Source organism: Spongiibacter sp. (assembly GCF_984394615.1).
Genome location: NZ_CFHTQA010000020.1, coordinates 1 through 22,389 on the forward strand (window position 1 = coordinate 1; position 22,389 = coordinate 22,389).

Genomic DNA, 22,389 nt, shown 5'->3' on the forward strand with positions numbered 1-22,389 from the left:
ACACCGACCACCGCTACTTCAACGCGTTTAAAGATGAAGACGTGAGCTCACTCGGCAGTCACGAGCTGATCGGCGCACGCCTGTCCTCAACGTCCCCCAACGGCAAATGGAATATCGCGCTGTGGGGACGCAACTTGACCGATGAAGAGTACATCGTGGACAGCACCGATCTGGAGGGCAATTTCGGGTTCATCTCCGAGTTCTACGGCGATCGTCGCAGCGTTGGCATCGACCTCAGCTACACGTTTTAGCAGGAGCTACACCCATGACTTTCCATCATAAATCCGTGCTGGTTACCGGGGCGAGCGGCGGTATCGGCGCAGAGATTTGCCGCCAGTTCACGGCTTCCGGTGCCACGGTGATCGCCGTCGACATCAATGAAGCAGCCCTGCTTTCGCTGAAACAGGCACTGGGGGCGCAACTCGAAATCGTCGTTTGCAACCTTCGGCACGAGGAGAAGATCAGCGATCTGGCCTCGAAACTGTCAGGGCGATGCATCGACATACTGGTTAACAATGCAGGCGTGGGACGGTTTGTTGATTACAACTTCACCACGGAGGACTTTGACTGGCATTTCCATATCAATACCCGCGCCCCCATGTTGCTGGTCAAGCACTTGATACCCAACCTGAAACACAGCGCGGCACCCGCCATTGTCAACATTGCCTCGGTGGCCGCCCGTATTGAGTGGGCCAACCACTTCCTCTATTCAACCACCAAAGCTGCGCTCGAAAAATTTACCCACCACCTGGTTAAGGACCTGCCCTGGCTGCGCGCCAACGCGGTGCTCCCGGGCGTTATCGACACCGCAATACTGGAAGGTCTGGACAATATGAATCTCGACGAACTACGCGCCTACCTCGCCCAGGAGATTCCCTGCAAACGCATCGGTGTCCCTGCCGACATTGCCAACGCCGTCCTCTTCCTCAGCTCAGACCATGCCTCGTACATCAATGGCGCATCGCTGGTCGTGGATGGAGGGGTGATGCATTCAAATACCTGGGTAGGCCTTTAATCTCTTTCTGACAGGAGTTCATTTATGTCAAACGCAGTATACGTTCTGGGCGGTGCACAATCTGACTTCGCCCGAGACATGCACAGTGAAGGCCTGAGCGTCTTCGATCTGTTCAAGGAAACATTAGCCGAAGCACTCGAGCAATGCGATTTACCCGCGGAAGACATTCAACGCGGGCATGTTGGCAACGCCTCCGGCGACGTATTGACCGGCTATGCGCAGATGGGTGGCTTTTTCGGCATGGCCGATCACCGCCTTGCCGGAATGCCAGCCGGGCGACACGAAGCCGCCTGCGCCTCGGGCAGCATGGCTCTGTTGGGCGCCATGGCCGATATCAGCGCGGGCTACTATGACGTGGTCTGCGCAGCCGGTGTAGAGGTAATGGGGGTCGACACCGCAAACCTGAAAGAGTTTGCCACCGTTGACCAAGCTATTGGCAGCCACGCCTGGCCCTCGGAACGCAAACAGGGCCACTGGGTCTGGCCCTATCTGTTCAGCCAGTTCCTGATCGACTACCGCGAGCGCTATGGCGTTGACTACCGCCACCTTGGGGAAATCACCCGACTGAACTTGGAGAATGCCCGGAAAAACCCCAATGCCCGAGGTCGCAGCTATGCCTCAACGCCAGCCTGCTTTATCGAAGACGACGTTGCCAATCCGAAATCCATGGATGAGTTTCGCAAGCACGATACCTGTCGCACGGCAGATGGCGCCGCCTTTGTGTTTCTAGCCAGTGAAGCCTATGCGCGCAGCTACGCACAGCGGCGCGGTATTCGCTTTGAAGAGATTCCACGCATCAAGGGCTTCGGCCACGCCACCATGCCAACCGAGCTGCAAACCAAGCGGGAAATCAATCAAAAATCGGGTAGCCCGTACTATATGCCGCACCTGCACAACACCATTCAACAGGCTCTTCAGCGTGCCAGCTTCTCAGCAGTCACCGGCGTTGACCTCATGGAAGTTCACGACTGCTTCAATATCTCTGAGTACATGATTATTGACCACAGCGGGCTCGTGCAGCCCGGATGCGCCTGGCAGGCCATCGAAGATGGCAGCATCGCCCCCGGCGGTAGGTTGCCGGTCAATCCCAGCGGCGGTCTGCTGGGCGCAGGTCACCCCATCGGCTGTACTGGGGTGCGCATGGCACTGGACGCTTACAAGCAGGTCACTGGCCAAGCAGGCGACTACCAAATCGGCGGTGCAAAAAACGCCATGACGGTGAATGTTGGCGGAACGCTCACCACCACGGCAGCCCTCATTATAGGATGTGACGACTAATGACCTCGACAGACACACTCAGCACCCAGCGCAGCACCGAAGAGGTTGTTCGCCATCACCTGGCGTCCCTGCTGGACGGCAACATCGACCGCATTCTGACCGACTACGATGACTGCACCACGGTCTTCACCCCGGACGGCCCGGTCCAGGGCCTGGCGCCTCTGCGCCAGTTGTTCCAGAACTTTCTGGGCCAGCTCCCGCCGGGCAGCCTGGAAAAACTGGAGGTGTCCCGCCAGGATATTCGGGGCGACAGCGCCTATCTGCTCTGGCGCATTCCGGGACTGTTTGCACTGGGCACCGACACGCTGGTCATTCGAGACGGCAAGATTCGCCTTCAATCTTTCGCCATTGCCGCCAACTGAAAAACGGCAAGCAATAACCACCCGTCCGTTTGCGGCCCACGGGGCCGCCTTTTTATACCGATACCACTCAGAACTGATAGCTCAACGACAGCTTGTAGTTGCGGGGCTGGCCGTACTCAAGCTGGCCATAGAAGCCGATCTGGCTGTAATACGTCTCGTCCAGCGCATTCTCCATATTGAACTGTGCAGCCAATTGCTCAGTGAACTGATAACGCAGCATCATGTTCACCAGGATGTAGGCCTTTTGCTCCAGCCGTTCCTGCTGGCTCGTCACCGGATTGTCGACATCGGTGTAATTGTCGCCCTGCCAGTTCACCCCACCGGCGACCGTCAGCTTGTTCAACACCCCACCAAAGCGATAGGTCGTGTAGAGCTTCAGCATTTCCCGAGGCTGATCGGTATTCACCTTTTCGCCACTCGCATCCTCCGCGGTGAAACGGGTATAGCTAAAGCTGACATCCCAGCCGTCGGCCAGTTGGCCGACCAGCTCCAACTCCACCCCCTGAGTTTCCGCGCCATCAGCCTCGTAATAGGCCTGACCGAGCCCCCCGGTGCCGGGCAGGGTTTCCCCGGCATCCAGCTGCCCCAACTTATCTTGTTCAATGCGGAAGACACTGACCGTGGTATGCAGTGCGTCATTAAAAAAGCGGCTTTTTACCCCAAGCTCCTGGCTCTTGCCGAGAATGGGATCGAGGAAACGCCCCGTTTTGTCCTGGAGATTCTGCGGCTGAAAAATCTCGGTATAGCTGAGGTACAGCTTATGCCTTGAACTCAGGTCGTACAGCGCCCCCGCATAAGGCACCCACACCCCGGACTCAGAAAACGCCACCTTGGTGTTGCCAAAGGTATAACCGTCGCGCTCCCAATCCGACACCCTGCCGCCGACAATCACCTTAAACGCGTCGCTGACAGACAGCCGCGTAGCGAGATAGATGCCGGACTGCCGGGTGTCCATATCGACATCTTTGCTGCTGGCACCCCAGCTAGGCTGAGGATAGCGACCATCCCAATCATAGAAACTGCCGACCGGGGGCACCGAAGTGACCGCACTCACATAACCGGCCTCATTCTGATGGCTGTCGAGTACACCGAGTGTTAATTCATGCTGGCGCGAAAACAGTGTGTACTCACCGCTTAGCTGGGCGCTCAGGCTGGTCATTTCACGCTCGGTATCGGAGCGGCGCGGTGACGCACCCAGGCCATTTCCGGTGGCCTTATCAACTACGCCATAGAGATACACCAGATCAAGATCGGCCTCATTAACACTGTGGTTAACGTTCAATTTAAGTCGCCAGTTGTTGCTGAAGTCATGGACAACGTCGAGATAGCTGTTCTCGACGGTTGATGCCCACGATGTCCAACTTGCCCCCGTCGATGTAGACCGCGCCCAATCGGTTCTGGACCCGTCGCTATACCACACCGGCAGCCCACCCCAAGTTGAGCCTTCCGGCAGATTGTCCTGACGACTGCCCCCCACTCTCAGCAAGGTCTGCTCGGAAATATCGGCATCGACGACCGCATACACCACCCGCTTGCGTTCGCTGGCGAAATCACGAAAGGAATCCGCATCTTCATACACGACCACAGTGCGGCCACGCAGTGAACCGCTGCGATTCAGCGCACTGCCCAGGTCGACCTCCAGACGGCGTGAGTTCCAGCGTCCGAGCGTCACCGTGGCGTCGCCGCTGAACTCGCGAGCATTGGCATGCTTGCGCACCAGATTGATCGAAGCCGAGGGATTCCCTGCTCCGGTCAACAGCCCGGTGGCCCCCCTAACAATTTCAATGCGCTCATACAGGGCCATATCACTCTGCGTTTCGCCGGCATCGCCACCGGACTGCCAAGTCACCGGCACCCCGTCAATTTGATAGTTGTCGATATCAAAACCGCGCGCCGAAAAACGCTGACGAGAACTGTCCAGCCCCTTGGCAGAGACACCCGCCGCATTATTTACCACGTCGGTCAACGAACGCAGGTCCTGATCTTCAATACGCTGAGAAGTCATGACACTCACCGACTGTGGCGTTTCATAGAGTGTCAGACCCAGTCCCGTTGCGGTGTCAATTTGCTCGTTGATCGTGTATTTCCCGGTAACCACAATCTCTTCCGGCTTCGCCGGCGATGTCTGATCTGCCGGTGCGCTAGCCGCAAAAGCGCTACCACCGGCGAACAGGCCTACTCCCAGAACAATGCGAGAAATCGAATAGCCAAGTTTGGTCATGTGCGAGCCTTATCGAAGGAAAATTTCCCGCACATTAAAGATAAGGATTATCATTATCAATAATAAGATAGCGACCCGCCATTCTCATCGCCCATGTCCAGTACCGCATATCTCCCGATTCATCGGGCTTTCCGCGCGGTTCACATTATATTGCTTGCGCCTTATTAATTTTAATGATAATCATTATCATAAATTCAGCAAAGTGAGACTCCACCATGTTATGCATCGACGCTTGGCTTGAACGGAAAGATCCTCAACTGCGACTGCTCAATAGTGACACCGGACGCGAGCACTGCCGCCTCAGTGGCGAGAGTCTGGAAGAGCTGATCAGCAGTGGTGAACTCGACCCCGCAGAGCTTTCGACGCGACCACTCAATGACCCCGATATCATTGCCACAGTGCTTCGCAGTCAGTGGCGACAACAATAAACCACAAACGCAATTGATAGTCATTATCAAATACTGATACAATGGGCCTCATCGAGCAGCATCACCCAGCGGAGGCCCCAAGTGTCAAAGTTTATTCAGGAAACCGTCACGCATATCCATCACTGGAACGACTCCCTGTTCAGTTTCCGCACTTCACGGCAGCAATCCCTGCGCTTTGAAAATGGCCACTTCATCATGATTGGCCTGGAGGTTGAGGGAAAACCCCTGATGCGCGCTTACAGTGTGGCCAGCGCCAACTATCAGCCCGAACTGGAATTTTTCAGCATCAAAGTGCCAGACGGACCACTGACCTCGCGTCTGCAGAACATTCAGGTTGGCGACCGGGTCATCATGAGCACCAAGCCCACAGGCACGCTGATTGCCGGGAATCTGAAACCGGGCAAGCACCTCTATTTGCTGGGTACGGGTACCGGGCTGGCGCCCTTTCTGAGCATCATTCGCGATCCGGACATTTATGAGCGCTTCGAAAAAATCATACTCGTCCACGGCGTGCGTCATGTCTCCGAGCTCGCGTATCAACAACTGATTGAAGAAGCCTTGCCACAGGACGAGTACCTGGGCGACTGTGTTCGCGAACAACTGATTTACTACCCCACTGTCACTCGCGAGCCCTACAAGCATAACGGTCGCATTACTGACCTGATGACCAGCGGCAAGCTGTTTCTGGACATTGGTCTTCCCAAGCCGACAAGCGACGACGACCGCTTTATGCTCTGCGGCAGTCCGAGCATGTTGAAAGACCTTTGCCGCATTCTGGATGAGCGCGGCTTCACTGAATCCCGTCACGGTCATCTGGCCGACTACGTTATTGAGCGGGCATTTGTAGAGCAGTAACACCGACGCGCCGGTGAAGCGGCTGCGTCCAAACTCTGAGATAATAGGCGCCTTTCAGCAGGATTCCGTTACGCGCCATGTCCCAGCAGCACTATGACGTTATTATCCTCGGCGCGGGAGCGTCGGGGTTGTTCTGTGCCTTTACCGCCGCACAGCGCGGACGCCGGGTACTGGTGCTGGAACGCGCCAACAAAGTCGGCAAGAAAATCCTGATGTCCGGCGGCGGCCGCTGCAATTTCACTAATCACTTTGTCGAAGCTGATAATTTTATTTCCGGCAATCGGCATTTCTGCAAAGCGGCCCTGACGCGCTTCAACCAATGGGATTTCATCGCCATGGTCGAGCGCTACAACATCGCCTATGAAGAGCGCAAACACAGCCAGTTATTCTGCCTCGACTCCGCCAAAGACATTCTCAATATGCTGCTGGACGAATGCGCCAGCGCCGGTGCTGACATCCGCACCCACTGCGAAGTGACTCAGGTAACCGCACAGAAAGAAGGCGACTATCGCTACGAACTGGCCGTCAGCACGCCGCAGGGTGAGGAGCGCCTGCACTGCGAATCACTGGTAGTGGCCACCGGCGGCCTGTCGATACCCACACTGGGCGGCAGCGGTATTGGTTACGACCTCGCTCGACAGTTTGGCCTGCAGCTCACCCCACGCGACGCCGCGCTGGTGCCCTTTATGTTCAGTGATCAGATGAAAGGTCTTTGCGAGCGCCTGTCCGGGCTTGCCCTCGACGTGGAAGTCAGCGCGAATAATCGAACATTCCGCGAGGCCCTGTTGTTTACGCATCGAGGGATGAGTGGCCCGTCAATGCTGCAGATATCCAACTACTGGCATCCCGGCGACAGCATTAGCATTAATCTGTTACCCGATGACAATGCCGGTGACTGGCTGTTGACGGCCAAACAGCAACATCCCCGCAGCCTGCTGCGCAGCGTACTCGCTCAAAAATTGTCAAAGGGCCTGGTCGCAGAATTGCAACCGCTGTGGTGGGCGCAACACAGTGAAACGCCGCTGGCCGAGTTCAGCGACAAAGCCCTGCGCAACATTGGCGAGCAGCTTAACCAGTGGCGCTTAAAACCCTCGGGCACAGAGGGCTATCGCACCGCAGAAGTTACCCGAGGCGGGGTAGATACCGACGGTATCAGCTCCAAAACGATGGAAGCCAAACAGCAGCCCGGTCTTTATTTCATCGGCGAAGTGCTGGACGTGACTGGCTGGCTGGGCGGCTTTAATTTCCAGTGGGCCTGGTCGTCCGGCTACAGTGCTGGACTCGCGGTATAACGCATCACTCGGCCGCGTCGCCATCCATGACTAATACCTTAGCCCCACGGACTTGACGGGTTTTCAGGGAGACCAGCGCGCGATTGGCATCGCGCAGTGAAAAACATTCGACCTCGGGGCGAATCCCGGCCTCCGCCGCCAGTCGCAGGAACTCGACAATATCTCGACGCGTGACATTGGCGACCGTCTTGATTTCCTTTTCCCGCCACAGATCACGGGGATAGTCCAGCGATGTCAGCACCGTATTGTCGCGGTCTTCCTTGCGAATGGCGTTAATCACCAGGCGGCCGCCGGGCAGCAGTTGCGACATGGCGGAGACCACCGGGAGCCACGCGGGCGTCGTGTCGATAATGGCATGCAGCGGCTGCGGCGCAGCATCGGTGGTATCCCCTGCCCAGTCCGCGCCCAGCGAACGGGCAAACTCGCGGCTTTGCTCATCGCGAGCAAAGACATATACCGGCGAATCCGGATACAGGTGGCGGGCCAGAGGCAGGACCAGATGCGCAGAGCCACCAAAGCCGGTCAATCCCAACCGCTGGCCGTTCTCAATCCCCGCCAGACTCAACGAGCGGTAGCCAATGGCGCCTGCGCACAACATCGGCGCCGCCTGAATATCCTCTAGCCCCTCAGGCAACGGCACGGCATAACGGGCATCCACCACCATATACTCGGCATAGCCGCCATCGATATCCAGACCGGTACCGCAAAAGTCAGCGCAAAGATTTTCCCGTCCGCTGCAGCAGTATTCACACTCACCGCAGGCACTGGCGATCCAGCCCACCCCCACCCGCTCGCCGGGGCGCCGTATGCTCACGCCGTCACCGACCGAGGCAATGTGCCCAACGACCTGATGCCCCAATATTCGCGGCAGTTCCGCAGGCGGCAACCGGCCCTCAATTTCGTCCAGTTCGGTGTGACAAACACCGCAGGCCGCCACGTGTATGAGCACCTCACCCGGCGCCGCCGCGGGCGTTGGCAACCTTTTAAAAACCAGTGGTTCACTGTCGGCGCTGATGGCCCCCAGCGTTTCCAAACACATCGCATCCATTGCCTGACTCCGATCTTGGTCGTAAACAGCAGCCCAGCCTGTAAACCTACCGCGTCAATACCTCGCTGCAAACCGCTCAGGCGAATCGAAGCGCAGGGCAATCCGCGTTAGAATAGCGCGATCATCATCCACGACCGGAGCGGCACATGGCATCGCTGCAAGAACAACTGCTGAAGGCGGGACTCGCCGACGAGAAAAAGGCCAAGCAAATCAAGAAAGAGCAGCGTCAGGCCAAGAAAGCCAATAAGGGCAAACCCCAGGTCAACGAGTCGCGGCTGGCAGCGGAAAAGGCGCTGGCAGAAAAAGTCCAACGCGACCGCGAGCTGGGGCGCCAGCGACAGGCCGAAGCTGACAAAAAAGCGATTTATGCGCAAATTGTGCAGTTGGTTAACACCAGCCGTATCGACCGCAAAGGCGGTGAGGTTGCCTACCAGTTCACCGATGGCAAAAAGATCAAAAAGCTCTATGTCACGGCCGCGCAGCAGAACCAGCTCACCAAGGGCATGATCGCGATTAGCAAACTGGGGGAAGAGTATGAACTGGTACCCGCTAATATCGCCGAGAAAATTGCCCAGCGCGATGCCTCGGTGATTCTTGTGCACAACAAGCCCGGTGCCGATCAGGTGGATGAAGACGACCCCTACGCGGACTACCCGATTCCCGACGATTTGATGTGGTAATGCAAAGCGCGACCGACCACGCTGCACTGGACGTTCTGCGTTCCGTCTTTGGCTACGAAAATTTCCGCAACCATCAGGCCGACATCGTCCGCCAACTGATCGACGGTGGCGATGCGCTGGTACTGATGCCCACCGGCGGCGGCAAGTCCCTGTGCTTTCAAATCCCCGCGCTGGTACGCAGCGGTACGGCGATTGTTGTCTCGCCACTCATCGCCCTGATGCAGGATCAGGTCGACGCTCTGCGCCAGAACGGCGTGCGCGCCGCCTGCCTGAACTCCAGCCTGAGTGGACCGGAAGCCAGGGATGTCGAACAGGCCCTGCTCGCCGGGGAACTGGACTTGCTCTACGTGGCTCCAGAGCGGCTGATGATGCCGCGTATGCTGGAACTGCTGGATCGCAGCCCGCTGTCCCTGTTTGCCATCGACGAGGCGCACTGCGTCTCCCAGTGGGGGCACGACTTCCGCCCCGAATATATCCAACTGTCGATTTTGCACGAACGCTTCCCGGCCGTGCCGCGTATTGCCCTCACCGCCACCGCCGATGAACGTACCCGCGAAGAGATTATTCAACGGCTGGCCTTGGAATCGGCGCAGGTCTTCAATAATGGCTTTGACCGCCCCAATATTCGCTACCGCATCGCGGAGAATAACGGCAATGCCCGTGAACAACTGCTGCGCTTTATCCGCAACGAACACGACGGCGATGCCGGGATCGTCTACTGCTTATCCCGCAAGCGCGTAGATGACACCGCCGCCTGGCTGCAAAGCAAAGGACTGAACGCCCTGCCCTATCACGCAGGCCTGCCCACGGAAACACGCCAGCAACATCAAAGCCGTTTCCTGCGCGAAGACGGCGTGATTATTGTCGCCACCATCGCCTTTGGCATGGGTATCGACAAACCCGATGTGCGCTTTGTCGCCCACCTCAATCTGCCCAAGAGCATCGAAGCCTATTATCAGGAAACCGGTCGTGCCGGGCGCGACGGATTGCCCTCCGACGCCTGGATGCTCTACGGCCTGCAAGATGTCATCACCCTGCGGCAAATGCAGGAAAGCTCTGAGGCCAACGAACAGTACAAGCGTGTTGAACGCCACAAGCTCGATGCCATGCTCGGTCTCTGCGAACTGGAAAGCTGCCGCCGTCAGGCACTGCTGGCTTATTTCGGTGACCATCTCGACCAGCCCTGCGGCAATTGCGACAACTGCCTGACCCCACCTGAAACCTGGGACGCCACCGTAGCGGCCCAGAAAGCCCTGTCCTGTGTATACCGCACCGGCCAGCGCTTCGGGGTGAACTATCTGGTGGATATTTTGCTGGGCAAAGACAGTGATCGCGCCCAGCAGTTCGGCCATCAGAAACTCGGCGTATTTGGCGTTGGCAAAGAGCTGAACAGCAGCCAGTGGCGCGGCCTCTTCCGACAGCTGATCGCCCGACGCCTGTTGCAGGTTGATCTGGATGGTCACGGCAGCCTGCTGTTAAGCGAATCTGCCCGGCCAGTACTTCGCGGTGAGCAAGTGCTTACCCTGCGTAAACTCAGCAAGGTCAGCGGCGGCAAGCGCGAACGCCGCAGCTTTGCCGACACCGCTCACAGCCGCCTCTGGGAAGCGCTGCGCGCCCACCGCAAGCAACTGGCCGAAGAACAGGGCGTGCCCGCCTATGTGATTTTCCACGATGCCACCCTCGCCGAAATGGCCGAGCGCCAGCCCCAAACGCTGGACCAGCTCAGCCATATCTCCGGTATCGGTCAACGCAAACTGGATGCCTACGGCGACAGTTTTCTGGATGTGATTCTGGAGAATGCCGACACCCAGCCCAAAACCGATACCGCCGAACAGAGCGTGCAACTGCTCTGTCAGGGTATGAAGCCGCTGGAAATTGCCCATCGCCGCGAACTCACCCTGGCCACCGTATACCGGCATCTGGCCGCGGCAATCACCGCTGGCGAGCTGGAACTGGATGATGTCATCGAACTGGACGACGCCGCGCTGCAGGAAATTCGCTTCGCCTTTGAACACAGTGAAGACGGGCGCCTGAAGCCCGTGTACGAAGCCCTGGGCGGCGAATACGATTACGGCATATTGGAATGCGTGCGCGCCGCAGACGCGGTCAGCGCCTGAGCGGCTCATCAGCACGGTGTTGCGCGGCAATATAGGCCGCCGCCGCACGACCTGCCACCCGGCCACTGGCAAAACAGGCCGTCAGTAAATAGCCACCGGTTGGCGCATCCCAGTCCAGCATTTCTCCGGCGCAGAACACTCCGGGACGCGCGTTCAGCATCAAGCCCTCATTCAGAGCGGAGGACATAACGCCTCCCGCCGTGCTGATCGCCTCGTCAATCGGCCGCCAGCGACTCAGACGCTGAGGCAACTGCTTTAACCGCGACGGCGTCTTATCGACAGCCTGCATCTCGGCTTTGCTCGTCAGTGCTTTGAGCAAGGCCAGCTTGCTGCCTTTGATACCGATTTTACGCAGGCGATTACTCAGCGACTCACTGCGGCGCTGCGCCCGCCATTTTTCCGTCAGCGCCTCGGCGGTCATATCCGGCAGCAGATCCCAGTGAATATCCGCGTGGCCGTCGCGCTGGATCAAACCACGCAATGCCGCCGAGGCGGCGTATATCAAGCCGCCTTCCAGCCCATATTCGCTGATCAGCGCATCGCCTTTACGCGCCCAGCGCTGTCCCTCACAAGTAGTGAATGACAGGCCAATATTCTTCAGCGCCTCGCCGGCATGATCGCCGCGTAAAAACGCGGGCCAGGCAACCTCAAAGCCCATATTGCTGGGCTCAAAGGCCGCGCAAGCCACCCCGTGCTGCATCAACAACGGCAGCCACTGGCCGTCCGACCCCAATGCCGCCCAACTGCCGCCACCCAAGGCCAACACCACTACTGAGGCGCGAAGGTTTTTGCGACCTGCCGGCGTGTCGAAACAAAGTTCGCCGCGGTCATTCCAGCCCTGCCAGCGATGGCGAATATGAATATTCACTCCGCTGTTACGCAAGCGACGCAGCCAGGCACGCAGCAATGGCGCGGCCTTTTTCTGCACGGGAAAGACTCGCCCCGAGCTGCCCACAAAGGTCTCAATACCCAGCTCGCGGCTCCAGTCGCGCAGGGCCTCGGCATCGAAGTCATCAAGCCACGGTGCTAGCCATTCCCGCCCGCGGCTATAGCGATTAATAAATGCTGCGGGCGCGTCGCTGTGAGTCAGATTGAGGCCGCCAATACCGGCGCGCAGAAATTTACGCGCCACCGTGGCTTTGGCCTCGAAAACATCTACCGGCACTCCCGCCTCGGCCAGTTGTTCGGCAGCCATCAACCCTGCCGGGCCAGCGCCAATAACGACAGCGGGGAGTAAGGACGAAGTGGTCACGCGTTCAGTCTTTTACCAGAAATTGTGCACGCGCTTTGGCAATCGGCTGGGCAGGATCCTCCTGCCAGGCACTGATGCTGACGTTAATCATCTTGCGGCCCAGATACACCATTTCACAGCGGGAATAGGTATCGGTGAAGCGTCCGGCCCGCACGTAGTCGATAGAAAAATCGACGATTTTGGGGGTTTTCTGACTGCCGGTGTGGGCCAGCACATGCACAATCGCCGACATCTCCATAAAGCCCGCGATGGCACCGCCGTGCAGCGCAGGCAGGGTCGGATTGCCGATATTACTTTTCTTGGCAGGCAGCAGAAAACAGCCGTCAGTATCGAGGATTTCGACGCCCAGGGTCTTGGCGTAGGGAATGCGGTCAATACGAGTCTGAAATTCACGGGTGGTCATTGTGCTGCCCTCTTCGCCGCTTCCGAAGCGCGGAACTCCCTCCGCAAGTCTTCAAACAAGGCGGCCTCCATGCGAAAGAAATTTCCGACGGCCGAGGCCACCGGCCGAGACGTATCGCCGTGATGCGCCAAGGCGCGGGTAAAAATCACGCTGGAGCTGACCCGATAGACTTCGGCATCGGCATAAACGGTCTTACCGGGGGTTGCCGCGCGCATATAATCGATGCGCAGATCAATGGTCGGCGTCATGCCCAGATCATCCAGCGCGGTCGCCGCGGCGAAACCACAGCAGGTATCCAGCAAGGTTGTAATCGCGCCGCCATGCAACACCCCGGTATCCGGATCACCGATCAGCTGTTCGCCATACGCCATCGACATGCGGACACGGTGAAGGGCGACGTCTTCCACACGAATACCGAGCGTATTGAAGTGATCACCTTCATTTTGACTGAGCACCACATCAACGAAACGACGCAGCTCTTCCAAATCCAGTGCCATAGTGCTCCCACCCCCAACATCACTTTCGACTTGCGCGGCAGTAGCGACGCGCCGTCGGGCAGTTTACCGGGGCGGCCCGCAAAAGGTAAGCAACTAACGACTGCGCATTGCCAGAAACAACTCGGCGGTGGCCAGCGCATCGCTGAGCGCATTGTGGGCGGGATAGGAAGGCAGACTATAGTGCTTGCGGCAGTCGGCCAGACGCAGTTCACCGGGCGTCAAAGCATCCTGGTGACGGAGACGACGGCGGCGTTCCTGTTGCAGGGTATCAACGTAGGGCAGTAGCAGGGGCGCGGCAAAGTAGCGGCGGCTGAGCTGATTCAGAAACGCCATGTCCAGCGTCCCGCCGTGGAATAACAGCGTCCTGCCCCCGGCCGCCAACAGCAGGTCGCGCATCACCGATTCCGCGTCTTCCCCACCCTCGCGATCACAGTCCCGCAGATGGTGAATCGTCGCGCTGTCACCGACGTCGCCCTTGGCCTGCAACAGCCGATGCGCAGCCGAAGACAGATCAATTTCCCCATGGCTCACTGCCACCCAGGCAGCACTGACCACTTCCCCCTCATCTGGCGACAGAGCCGTGGTTTCCAAATCAATCGCAAGGTAATCGGCATTCCGGTCTTGGGATGGGCGAAGTGGGCTGTGTTGCCAGCACTGCCGCAACGGCTCGGCGGCACGCTGGCGATGAGACAGACGCTTGATGCGAAGGGCCAGCGCTGAGCACATCGCGTCCACCACTCAGGCCCCGGCGCGATAGCGCAGTTTGACGATCTCTTCAGCCTGATGAACAACCCGAAACGCCTGCTTCAAATGGTGACGCTGCAAACGACTGAGTTGGCGGGGATCGCAATAGTTGTCTGGCGTTTCACCCGCCGCAATTTGCGCGGCCTGCTGTTGCAGGCGAATACGATTGATCAGGGTGAAGGCATCTTCCAGATTACGGCTGTCGAGCAAGGTCATGGCACCGGCTTTCACCAGAGCCTGTAAGCGTCGATGAGTATTCACTTCGCTGACGCCACAGGCCAGAGAATGCAGCCGCGCCAGCTCGATGATCGGCAAGACACCGCGCTTTTTCAGGTCCAGCCCCTGTCGATGCTCGCCACTGCGTTCCAGAATAAATCGTCCAAACAAACTGAGCGGCGGGGAGCTGGACAGGACATTTTCTGCCAAGGCAGCAAGGAAAATGGTATTGCGCTGGCTGTGCGTCAGCATGTGCTGCTGCAAGCGATCAGCGAATTCGCGTTTACCGGCAATGGCGCGCAGATCAAAAAAGATGCTGATTCGCATCACCGCATCGCTGCTGGGGCTGCGCATCCAGGCATCGACAGTGGCCTCCCAGTCGCGGGCGCGCTGCCGCCACTGGGGTGACTTCGCCATCACATCGCCAGGACAGAAATCGTAACCGCATTGATCCAGCCCGCTACAGACAAAGTCCGCCAAACGCGCAAACCAGTCCATATCGGCATCGCTGGCACTGTCGCAAATCAGCAAGCCGTTATCCTGATCGCCGCCCAGCAACTGTTCGCCTCGAGCCTGTGAGCCAAAACCCATCCAACAGTAATCGCAGGGCGCAGGCCCCAGTTGCTGCTCGGCCAACTGGATGAGACGACGGGTCAGCGCGTCACTCACGGCAGTGGTCAGCTGGGTAATTTGAACAGCCGGTGTATCGGCCTCCACCCATTGGCGAAACAGGCTGGGAAGTCTTGCCAACTGCGCCTGCAATGCCTCAACACTGTCGAGGCGGGAAAGGCGCTGTACGAAAAAGATCGGGTCGTCTTCCCGAGCCACATTCACATCTGACGTGGTTAACACCCCTTGAAGTTGACCGGCGTCATCGACCACAGGCAAGTGGTGAACCCGATGCTCGGTCATGCTCAATACCGCATCAAACAGGCTGTTATCCGGACTCACACGATGGGGTTGGGCGGTCATAATCGTCGCAACAGGCTGCTCGGGACTCCGCTCTGTGGCGATGACCCGACTACGCAGATCGCGATCCGTGATAATGCCTCGCAGCTGCCCGCCCTCAGTGATAAAGGCCGACGACACACGCCGCTCGGTCATCGCCTTGGCCGCCGCTTTAATCGACGTGTCGGCACTGAGCTGCAAGGGGTCCGCACTCATCGTGGCAGTGACCGGCTGCATGAGAAACGACGGTTGTCCCCGGTAGCGGGCAGCCCGGCGCAAGCGGCGCTCAGCGCGGGCGTGAAAGAAACGGTCAATATGGCGATGTTGGCGGCGCAGCGCCTGCAGGGCATTTTCCGGCAGGCGATAGACCAGGCAATCCTCGACGGCCAAGTAATAGCGCGAGTCCGCGTCGGCGTCTTTGGCGACATTGGGCGAGAAGCTTTCACCGCTTTCCAGACGCTGCAGCAAACCACTCTCCTGCTGCTCGTCCACCATGCCACTGCGCAGGATAAACAAACCGTCGCCATCCGCCGGCCCAAAGCGGTGCTGGCGCCGAAAATAAGCAACTTTCAACTGTGGTGCCAATGCGGCCAGCACCTCATCATCCAGGCTGTCGAACGGCAGGCACTCGGCAATAAAATCCTGCACTAGCGCCAGTTCAGCCATATCGCTCATGATCGGCTCCTTATCGCTTCCGCGACCTCAGCCCTCAGGGCTTCTGATCGCGAAAATCCCGCTCGAAACTGGTTTCATAAACGGTGAAGGCCAAACCGGTTTCACCGTAGTAGAGGCTGTCATCGGCCATTGCCACCACTCTCAACAAGGGCGCGTCGCCTTTGGGCACGGAGCTGCGAATCTGCCAGCGTCGGCCATCATCCGAGATGGGCGTCATGGCCAGCGGTGGATACTCGGTATCGGCGTCGGGGGTAATGGCGATTTTGGCCGCCTGCAGCGGAAATACCGATTCCAGTGTCAGCCCCAACACATGCTCGCTGCGCATGTCTGCCTGAAAATGCAGTTTGAAGTTGCCATTCTTGAAGGTGCAATGCCCACTCGAATATCGGCAGGACGAACTGGCCGCCAGCTCGTAGCTGCTGCCTGGTTCGGCCTGATGTGGCCGTTCGCTTACCGCCCGGTCAACACCAACGTAGGCAAGAATAGCGAGGATCGGTGTCACGATCATCGCGACAACAAAATGTTTATTCGTGAGTATGGATGTGGCGCTCATTGAAGTTCCCGCAATAGCGTGTCCGTCGTGGAAAACTCGCTGTCACACAGCGTTACAAGGCAAATTTCAGTGTAGCGGTTTTGTTCGGCAGGGTCGCCGAAAAGAAAAAAGGCGGACAGTGGGGAGCTGCCCGCCGTTGCCACGATCAGTGATCGTGGGCTTCGTTGACACCCACCGGCACGCGAATGTGCTCGACGAGTTCCTGCACCTCTGCCGGTGGCTCTTTGGTCACCGCGGAGACGGCAAAGGCAACAATGAAGTTCACCAGCGCGCCCACTGCACCGAATGCGTTGGGCTCGATGCCGAAGAACCAGTTCTCTTTCATGTCACCCAGGAAGGCGGTGCTGGCAACAAACATGATGCCCTTGTGCTGGAACACGTAGAGCAAGGTCACGCTGATACCGGCAATCATGCCCACAATGGCGCCCTCTTTGTTGATGCGTGGGCTGAAGATACCCATCATCAGCGCGGGGAAGATTGAGGATGCGGCCAAACCAAAGGCCAGCGCCACCGTTCCCGCTGCAAAGTCAGGCGGATTGAAGCCGAGATAACCCGCACCACCGATCGCGGCCGCCATTGCCACCCGGCTTGCCATCAACTCCGACTTCTCGGAGATACTTGGCATTAACACCCCTTTCAACAGGTCGTGGGAAATCGCCGAGGCAATCGCCAGCAACAGACCCGCTGCGGTCGACAGTGCGGCAGCCAGACCACCCGCAGCGACCAGCGCAATTACCCAGTTGGGCAGCTTGGCGATCTCGGGGTTAGCCAGCACCATAATATCGCGGTCTACGGTAACCATTTCATTGGTCGCCGCATTGGCGGTGTACTGAATGCGACCGTCGCCGTTCTTGTCTTCAAACTCCAGCAGGCCGGTTTTCTCCCAGTTTTTGAACCACTGCGGACGCTCCTCGTAAGCCAGATTTTGATCGGCCGTCGGCGGTGCAATGGTGTCGTGGAGGTTCAGGCGAGCCATCGCGGCAACCGCAGGAGCGGTGGTGTAAAGAATCGCGATAAACACCAACGCCCAACCTGCAGAGCTGCGGGCGTCTTTTACCTTGGGTACCGTGAAGAAACGGATAATTACGTGGGGCAGACCCGCCGTACCGATCATCAGCGACAAGGTGTAGACGAACATGTTCAGCGTGCTGCCGCGAACATTGTTGGTGTAATCACTGAAGCCCAGCTCCGTAATGACCTGGTCCAGCCGGTCCAGCAGATACACATCTGTGCCACTGATCGTGCTGCCCAGCCCCAGTTGCGGGAAAGGGTTGCCCGTCAGGTTGAAGGAGATGAAGATCGCCGGAATGGTGTAGGCCAGAATCAGTACGCAGTACTGGGCAATCTGGGTGTAGGTAATCCCTTTCATGCCACCGACAACGGCGTAGATAAACACGATCGCCATACCGACCAGCAGGCCAGTTTCGTAGCTCACTTCAAGGAAGCGCGAGAAGGCCACACCCACCCCTTTCATCTGGCCGATAACATAGGTCACCGAACAGATAATCAGACAGATGACAGCGACGATCCTTGCGGTACGCGAGTAAAAGCGGTCGCCGATAAATTCCGGTACCGTGAACTTGCCGTACTTACGCAGATACGGCGCGAGGAACATCGCCAGCAGTACGAAGCCGCCGGTCCAGCCCATCAGGAAGACCGAACCGCCGTAGCCCATGTAGGCGATCAGACCCGCCATAGAGATGAAAGACGCGGCACTCATCCAGTCTGCGGCGGTTGCCATACCATTGGCCACGGGGTGAACACCGCCACCGGCCACGTAGAAGTCTTTGGTTGAACCGGCGCGCGCCCAGATGGCGATGCCGATGTAGATGGCGAAGGTAAACCCCACCACCAGATACGTTAACGTTTGAAGATCCATGATGGCTGCCTCTTAGAATTATGCGTCGTCATCCACGCCGTATTTGCGGTCGAGATCACCCATCTTTTTCGCGTAGATAAAGATGAGCACCACGAAGGTGTAGATAGAGCCCTGCTGGGCAAACCAGAAGCCGAGTTTGAAACCGCCCAGGCGGATCGCATTCAGCGGTTCAACCAACAAAACGCCGCAGCCGTAGGACACGACAAACCACACCACAGACAACCACAGCATCAGGCGAAGGTTTTCCCGCCAGTAAGCCTGAGCCATCTCTTTCGATTCAAAAGCCATGCTTATTCTCCTTATTGTGACCAGTAGTGACGGCTGCGCAATTCAGCAGCGGCCGTCACCGCCGAACGGAACTATCAGAAAACGTATTTGGCGCTGAATTGCAGGCGGTTGAGGTCGCCGCTGTCATCGCCGTTAATGGTGCCTTCAATCTCCTTCTCACCGTAAATCCATTCCCCACCCAGGGTTAACGCCGCAATCGGGGAATACAGCAGGTTGGCGTGAACACTGCGATACGCTTTGGCGGTACCCGCCGGCGCATCGTTGGGGTTATCCGTTTCAGAAGCAGAAAGCACAAAGCTGCTGCGCCATTTGGGCGCCCAGAAATGGCGATACGCCACATAGCCGCCCACGGTATCCAGCAGCTCGATATCGCCGTTGCTTTCGATAAATCCGTCGCGATAGCTTTGCAGGCCAAGGTAACGGCCGAGCGCGTTACCCGCGTTCAATTGGGCTTTCACATCGTCCTGACCCAGTTGCCATTTGGCGGCCAGGCTGAGGGCATAGCCCATCTCGCTCTCATCACCCTCAATGGGCTGCGCGAGGTTATTAGTGAAGTTTTCCTTGTAAGCGACTTCGCGCAGCATAAAGGCGGCGCTATAGCTCATATTCCCGGCTTTACCGTTATAGCGGGCTACCAGATCAGGCAGGCTGTTGTTGTCAAAATCACCGCCGCCCGTCGCACCGCTGGCGCCGCCGTTCAAGCCGCTGGAGGGGTTTTCAATGGCCAACATCACCGAGTTGCCGTTGCCCATACCATGGGTCCAGCGCAGCTGCGCCTGACGCTCAAAAGCGGTGCCGACTGGGCCAACAAAATCCAGGGTCTCAGGGAGGGTGCCCACATTGAAGAAGGTGCTCCAGCTTTGACCCGCAAGCAGAGAGCTGTTGTCGTCGTATTGCCAGTTCACATAGGCGTGGCGAATACGGTTCACCGACGAGTTACTGATACGCTCGTCGCCAATCTGGTTAACACCGAAGTCCATCTCAATATGAGTAGAAATCACCCCGGCGTCGGTTTGCGTAGAGGTTTTAAACCAAATACGGGAATACTTAGCCTGCATATCAAAGTGCGCATCACCGCTTTCACCGCCGACGGGAATCACCGACGGCACTAAAAAGTCATCGCCTACTGACGAGGTCGCGCGCTCACCGCCGCTGTATTGACTGACCATGGCATCCAGTTTGACGTAACCACCAAAGCTGTATTGGGTATTTCCCTTGGTGCCGGTAACCGCAGCGGCTTCTTTTTCCGCCAGTGCCGTTTCCAGACGCGCAACGCGCTCCTCCAGGGTTTCTGCAGACACGGAGGCCGCCGCCACCGCAAGAGGCAGCACCGCCAATGAGGGCAGCAGTCGAGACGATAAGCGATGATTATTATTGCTTTGCATGAGAGGTTCTCCCGGTTTGTTTTTATCGTGTTACCAGGAGTTATAGGCGTCATTGAAAAGCCTGAGTATTAGCCATTAGTCAAACATAGACTAAAGTCTATATTGGTCTGCGCTCGACCAAGGTCTAATGGCGCAATTCGGCATCGCGACCAATACTGTTCACCATCATAACAGTGCTTAGGACAACACGCCGAGGAGCATGCCATGAGCGAGCAACGCTACCCGATCAAGGATTCCATCCGCAAGCAGGCGCATATTTCCGCCGAGCAATACCAAGCCATGTATCAGCGCTCCATCAATGAGCCAGACCAGTTTTGGTCGGAAATGGCCGAGCGTATTACCTGGCACAAGACACCGGAACAAATTAAAGATTGCAGCTTCGCACAGGACGATCTGCACATTAAGTGGTTTGAAGACGGCGTGTTGAACGCCTCTGAGAACTGCCTGGATCGACACCTGGAGAGCCGTGGCGATAAAGCCGCGTTAATCTGGGAAGCCGATGAAGAAGGCCAAGCCTCACGACAGTTCACCTATAAAGAACTGCATCAGGAAGTCTGCAAGCTGGCCAATGGCCTGAAGTCACTGGGGGTGGGTAAAGGTGATGTTGTCACCCTGTATATGCCCATGGTGCCCGAAGCCATTTTCGCCATGCTTGCCTGCGCCCGTATCGGCGCTGTTCACTCTGTCGTATTCGCCGGCTTCTCGCCGGAAGCCCTGGCCGGACGGATCACCGACGGCAATTCGCCGCTGGTCATCACCGCTGACGAGGGTCGCCGCGGCGGGCGGACTGTTCCGCTCAAAAAGAACGTGGACGAAGCGTTGGAGCTCTGTGAACCTCAGTGCGTTAAGAAAGTACTGGTACTCACGCACACCGGCGCCGACATTCACTGGCGCGGCAACCGCGACGTGGAGTACAACAGCCTGGTTGGCAGCCAGTCTCCGGTGTGTCCGCCGGAGCCGATGGGCGCGGAAGACCCACTGTTCCTTCTGTACACCTCTGGGTCTACCGGCAAGCCCAAAGGCGCCGTGCATACGACCGGCGGCTATCTGGTCTATACCTCGCTGAGCCACTACACCGTTTTCGACTACAAAGAAGACGACATCTACTGGTGTATGGCCGACATCGGCTGGATTACCGGACACAGTTACGCGGTGTACGGCCCGCTGAGCAACGGCGCCACCTGCATTATGTATGAAGGGATTCCAAACTATCCCGACTGCGGCCGACTGGGACGTATCATCGACAAATATAAGGTCAACACGCTGTACACGGCCCCCACCGTGATTCGCGCGATGATGGCCCACCACGACGAAGCCATTGGCAGCAGCAGCCGCGAGTCGCTGCGCCTGCTCGGCACCGCCGGCGAGCCCATCAACCCCGAAGCCTGGGCTTGGTATCACGACGTCTATGGCGGCGGCCGCTGCCCCGTGCTCGACACCTGGTGGCAGACTGAAACCGGCGGCATGATGCTCACCCCCATGCCCGGTGCCACCGAGCTGAAACCCGGCTCAGCCACCCAGCCGTTCTTCGGCGTGCAGCCCGCGCTGGTCGACAACGACGGCCATATTCTGGAAGGCGCCGCTGAGGGCAATCTGGTCATTCTGGATAGCTGGCCCGCGCAAATGCGCACCATTTACGGTGACCACCAGCGCTATATCGACACCTACTTCTCGACCTTCAAGGGCTACTACTTCAGCAGCGACGGCGCCCGTCGCGACGCCGATGGCGATTACTGGATTACCGGCCGCGTCGACGATGTACTGAATGTCTCTGGCCACCGCATGGGCACCGCTGAGCTGGAAAGCGCCTTGATCGCTCACCCCAAAGTGGCCGAAGCCGCCGTGGTGGGTTTCCCCCACGACATCAAGGGCCAGGGTATTTACATCTACGTCACCCTCGGCGGCGACGAACAGGGCTGCGAGGCGCTGCTGCAGGAGCTTAAGCAGTGGCTGCGCCGGGAAATCGGCCCCATCGCGTCGCCCGATGTGATTCAGTGGGCGGATGACCTGCCCAAAACCCGCAGCGGCAAAATCATGCGACGCATTCTTCGCAAGATTGCCGCCAATGAATACGACGCTCTCGGTGACATCTCAACGCTTGCCGACCCCAGTGTTGTGGCGCGACTCATCGAAACCCGCCGCGGCATCGACGATCGCGTCGCCTGATTCCACCCCTGTGGAAGGTGGTGTCGGCCCCGCTCTCCGCCGACGCCACGCCGGGAACCCCGGCTTTTCCTAAGCGCTTGCCCCGCG

20 protein-coding genes and 1 pseudogene are annotated in these 22,389 nt (G+C 58.1%); 10 read left to right on the forward strand and 11 right to left on the reverse strand.

Annotated elements, in window-relative coordinates:
- From AC5DB9_RS09175 to AC5DB9_RS09190, 4 genes and pseudogenes are all read left to right on the forward strand, one after another.
- Window positions 1–251, forward strand: a pseudogene (locus tag AC5DB9_RS09175) (hypothetical protein); the annotation flags it as partial.
- Window positions 252–265: 14 nt separating this feature from the next.
- On the forward strand, window positions 266–1,015 hold the full coding sequence (locus tag AC5DB9_RS09180; protein ID WP_273010074.1) for an SDR family NAD(P)-dependent oxidoreductase: 750 nt from the start codon (window positions 266–268) through the stop codon (window positions 1,013–1,015).
- Window positions 1,016–1,039: 24 nt separating this feature from the next.
- A complete protein-coding gene (locus tag AC5DB9_RS09185; protein WP_272990363.1) occupies window positions 1,040–2,293 on the forward strand; it encodes an acetyl-CoA acetyltransferase in 1,254 nt (417 codons plus the stop codon).
- The gene (locus AC5DB9_RS09190) at window positions 2,293–2,655 is read left to right on the forward strand and encodes a nuclear transport factor 2 family protein (protein WP_272990359.1); all 363 of its coding nucleotides are present in this window, start codon (window positions 2,293–2,295) and stop codon (window positions 2,653–2,655) included. Before AC5DB9_RS09185 ends, AC5DB9_RS09190 begins: the two co-directional genes overlap by 1 nt.
- 67 nt (window positions 2,656–2,722) lie before the next feature.
- Here AC5DB9_RS09190 and AC5DB9_RS09195 read toward each other — a convergent pair whose 3' ends face one another.
- Window positions 2,723–4,876, reverse strand: coding sequence for a TonB-dependent siderophore receptor (locus AC5DB9_RS09195; RefSeq protein ID WP_272990356.1), 2,154 nt, complete (start codon window positions 4,874–4,876; stop codon window positions 2,723–2,725).
- A gap of 215 nt (window positions 4,877–5,091) precedes the next feature.
- Here AC5DB9_RS09195 and AC5DB9_RS09200 point away from each other — a divergent pair, with 215 nt between their 5' ends.
- The 3 genes from AC5DB9_RS09200 to AC5DB9_RS09210 all read left to right on the forward strand — a co-directional run bounded on the left by AC5DB9_RS09200 (window position 5,092) and on the right by AC5DB9_RS09210 (window position 7,451).
- A complete protein-coding gene (locus tag AC5DB9_RS09200; protein ID WP_022959404.1) occupies window positions 5,092–5,304 on the forward strand; it encodes a hypothetical protein in 213 nt (70 codons plus the stop codon).
- Window positions 5,305–5,385: 81 nt separating this feature from the next.
- Window positions 5,386–6,159, forward strand: a complete 774-nt coding sequence (locus AC5DB9_RS09205) for a ferredoxin--NADP reductase (protein WP_022959405.1) — start codon at window positions 5,386–5,388, stop codon at window positions 6,157–6,159.
- 77 nt (window positions 6,160–6,236) lie between these two features.
- A complete protein-coding gene (locus tag AC5DB9_RS09210) occupies window positions 6,237–7,451 on the forward strand; it encodes a BaiN/RdsA family NAD(P)/FAD-dependent oxidoreductase (protein ID WP_272990350.1) in 1,215 nt (404 codons plus the stop codon).
- Window positions 7,452–7,455: 4 nt separating this feature from the next.
- Here AC5DB9_RS09210 and AC5DB9_RS09215 read toward each other — a convergent pair whose 3' ends face one another.
- Window positions 7,456–8,499 carry a zinc-dependent alcohol dehydrogenase family protein gene (locus AC5DB9_RS09215; protein WP_273010072.1) on the reverse strand — a complete coding sequence of 348 codons (1,044 nt, stop codon included), beginning with the start codon at window positions 8,497–8,499 and terminating at the stop codon, window positions 7,456–7,458.
- 146 nt (window positions 8,500–8,645) lie between these two features.
- Here AC5DB9_RS09215 and AC5DB9_RS09220 point away from each other — a divergent pair, with 146 nt between their 5' ends.
- Complete coding sequence (locus AC5DB9_RS09220; protein ID WP_272990344.1) at window positions 8,646–9,179, forward strand: DUF2058 domain-containing protein; 534 nt, start codon at window positions 8,646–8,648, stop codon at window positions 9,177–9,179.
- The gene (recQ, locus tag AC5DB9_RS09225; protein WP_272990341.1) at window positions 9,179–11,296 is read left to right on the forward strand and encodes a DNA helicase RecQ; all 2,118 of its coding nucleotides are present in this window, start codon (window positions 9,179–9,181) and stop codon (window positions 11,294–11,296) included. Before AC5DB9_RS09220 ends, recQ begins: the two co-directional genes overlap by 1 nt.
- On the opposite strand, the gene AC5DB9_RS09230 is transcribed toward recQ, so the two are convergent.
- The 9 genes from AC5DB9_RS09230 to AC5DB9_RS09270 form a co-directional block, all read right to left on the reverse strand.
- Window positions 11,286–12,548, reverse strand: a complete 1,263-nt coding sequence (locus AC5DB9_RS09230; RefSeq protein WP_272990338.1) for a TIGR03862 family flavoprotein — start codon at window positions 12,546–12,548, stop codon at window positions 11,286–11,288. The two genes, recQ and AC5DB9_RS09230, sit on opposite strands and share 11 nt — an antisense overlap.
- Window positions 12,549–12,552: 4 nt before the next feature.
- The gene (locus AC5DB9_RS09235; RefSeq protein ID WP_272990335.1) at window positions 12,553–12,951 is read right to left on the reverse strand and encodes a PaaI family thioesterase; all 399 of its coding nucleotides are present in this window, start codon (window positions 12,949–12,951) and stop codon (window positions 12,553–12,555) included.
- The gene (locus AC5DB9_RS09240; RefSeq protein WP_022959412.1) at window positions 12,948–13,448 is read right to left on the reverse strand and encodes a PaaI family thioesterase; all 501 of its coding nucleotides are present in this window, start codon (window positions 13,446–13,448) and stop codon (window positions 12,948–12,950) included. The genes AC5DB9_RS09235 and AC5DB9_RS09240 overlap by 4 nt, the downstream gene beginning before the upstream one ends.
- Window positions 13,449–13,541: 93 nt before the next feature.
- The gene (locus tag AC5DB9_RS09245) at window positions 13,542–14,186 is read right to left on the reverse strand and encodes a 3'-5' exonuclease (RefSeq protein ID WP_272990326.1); all 645 of its coding nucleotides are present in this window, start codon (window positions 14,184–14,186) and stop codon (window positions 13,542–13,544) included.
- Window positions 14,187–16,031, reverse strand: a complete 1,845-nt coding sequence (locus AC5DB9_RS09250; protein WP_273009586.1) for a putative nucleotidyltransferase substrate binding domain-containing protein — start codon at window positions 16,029–16,031, stop codon at window positions 14,187–14,189. It abuts the gene before it with no gap.
- 34 nt (window positions 16,032–16,065) lie between these two features.
- Window positions 16,066–16,584: a hypothetical protein gene (locus AC5DB9_RS09255; protein ID WP_272990313.1), complete on the reverse strand. Its 519-nt coding sequence runs from the start codon at window positions 16,582–16,584 to the stop codon at window positions 16,066–16,068.
- A gap of 145 nt (window positions 16,585–16,729) precedes the next feature.
- Window positions 16,730–18,463, reverse strand: coding sequence for a sodium:solute symporter family protein (locus AC5DB9_RS09260; protein WP_022959416.1), 1,734 nt, complete (start codon window positions 18,461–18,463; stop codon window positions 16,730–16,732).
- An 18-nt stretch (window positions 18,464–18,481) separates the two neighbouring features.
- Window positions 18,482–18,751, reverse strand: coding sequence for a DUF4212 domain-containing protein (locus AC5DB9_RS09265; RefSeq protein ID WP_022959417.1), 270 nt, complete (start codon window positions 18,749–18,751; stop codon window positions 18,482–18,484).
- A gap of 74 nt (window positions 18,752–18,825) precedes the next feature.
- Window positions 18,826–20,136, reverse strand: a complete 1,311-nt coding sequence (locus tag AC5DB9_RS09270) for a DcaP family trimeric outer membrane transporter (RefSeq protein WP_272991630.1) — start codon at window positions 20,134–20,136, stop codon at window positions 18,826–18,828.
- Between the two features lie 204 nt (window positions 20,137–20,340).
- Between AC5DB9_RS09270 and acs the strand changes: the two genes are divergently transcribed.
- Window positions 20,341–22,302 (forward strand): acetate--CoA ligase, encoded by a 1,962-nt coding sequence (gene acs, locus AC5DB9_RS09275; RefSeq protein WP_286846609.1) that lies wholly within the window; start codon window positions 20,341–20,343, stop codon window positions 22,300–22,302.
- Window positions 22,303–22,389: the final 87 nt, after the last annotated feature.

Bases quoted from the DNA above. Each gene is read 5' to 3' on its own strand.
- AC5DB9_RS09195 (WP_272990356.1), bottom strand. From the start codon at position 4,876: ATGACCAAACTTGGCTATTCGATTTCTCGCATTGTTCTGGGAGTAGGC.
- AC5DB9_RS09180 (WP_273010074.1), top strand. From the start codon at position 266: ATGACTTTCCATCATAAATCCGTGCTGGTTACCGGGGCGAGCGGCGGT.
- acs (WP_286846609.1), top strand. From the start codon at position 20,341: ATGAGCGAGCAACGCTACCCGATCAAGGATTCCATCCGCAAGCAGGCG.
- AC5DB9_RS09210 (WP_272990350.1), top strand. From the start codon at position 6,237: ATGTCCCAGCAGCACTATGACGTTATTATCCTCGGCGCGGGAGCGTCG.
- AC5DB9_RS09240 (WP_022959412.1), bottom strand. From the start codon at position 13,448: ATGGCACTGGATTTGGAAGAGCTGCGTCGTTTCGTTGATGTGGTGCTC.
- AC5DB9_RS09265 (WP_022959417.1), bottom strand. From the start codon at position 18,751: ATGGCTTTTGAATCGAAAGAGATGGCTCAGGCTTACTGGCGGGAAAAC.
- AC5DB9_RS09255 (WP_272990313.1), bottom strand. From the start codon at position 16,584: ATGAGCGCCACATCCATACTCACGAATAAACATTTTGTTGTCGCGATG.
- AC5DB9_RS09190 (WP_272990359.1), top strand. From the start codon at position 2,293: ATGACCTCGACAGACACACTCAGCACCCAGCGCAGCACCGAAGAGGTT.
- AC5DB9_RS09200 (WP_022959404.1), top strand. From the start codon at position 5,092: ATGTTATGCATCGACGCTTGGCTTGAACGGAAAGATCCTCAACTGCGA.
- AC5DB9_RS09220 (WP_272990344.1), top strand. From the start codon at position 8,646: ATGGCATCGCTGCAAGAACAACTGCTGAAGGCGGGACTCGCCGACGAG.
- AC5DB9_RS09215 (WP_273010072.1), bottom strand. From the start codon at position 8,499: ATGGATGCGATGTGTTTGGAAACGCTGGGGGCCATCAGCGCCGACAGT.
- recQ (WP_272990341.1), top strand. From the start codon at position 9,179: ATGCAAAGCGCGACCGACCACGCTGCACTGGACGTTCTGCGTTCCGTC.
- AC5DB9_RS09235 (WP_272990335.1), bottom strand. From the start codon at position 12,951: ATGACCACCCGTGAATTTCAGACTCGTATTGACCGCATTCCCTACGCC.
- AC5DB9_RS09260 (WP_022959416.1), bottom strand. From the start codon at position 18,463: ATGGATCTTCAAACGTTAACGTATCTGGTGGTGGGGTTTACCTTCGCC.
- AC5DB9_RS09270 (WP_272991630.1), bottom strand. From the start codon at position 20,136: ATGCAAAGCAATAATAATCATCGCTTATCGTCTCGACTGCTGCCCTCA.
- AC5DB9_RS09250 (WP_273009586.1), bottom strand. From the start codon at position 16,031: ATGAGCGATATGGCTGAACTGGCGCTAGTGCAGGATTTTATTGCCGAG.
- AC5DB9_RS09185 (WP_272990363.1), top strand. From the start codon at position 1,040: ATGTCAAACGCAGTATACGTTCTGGGCGGTGCACAATCTGACTTCGCC.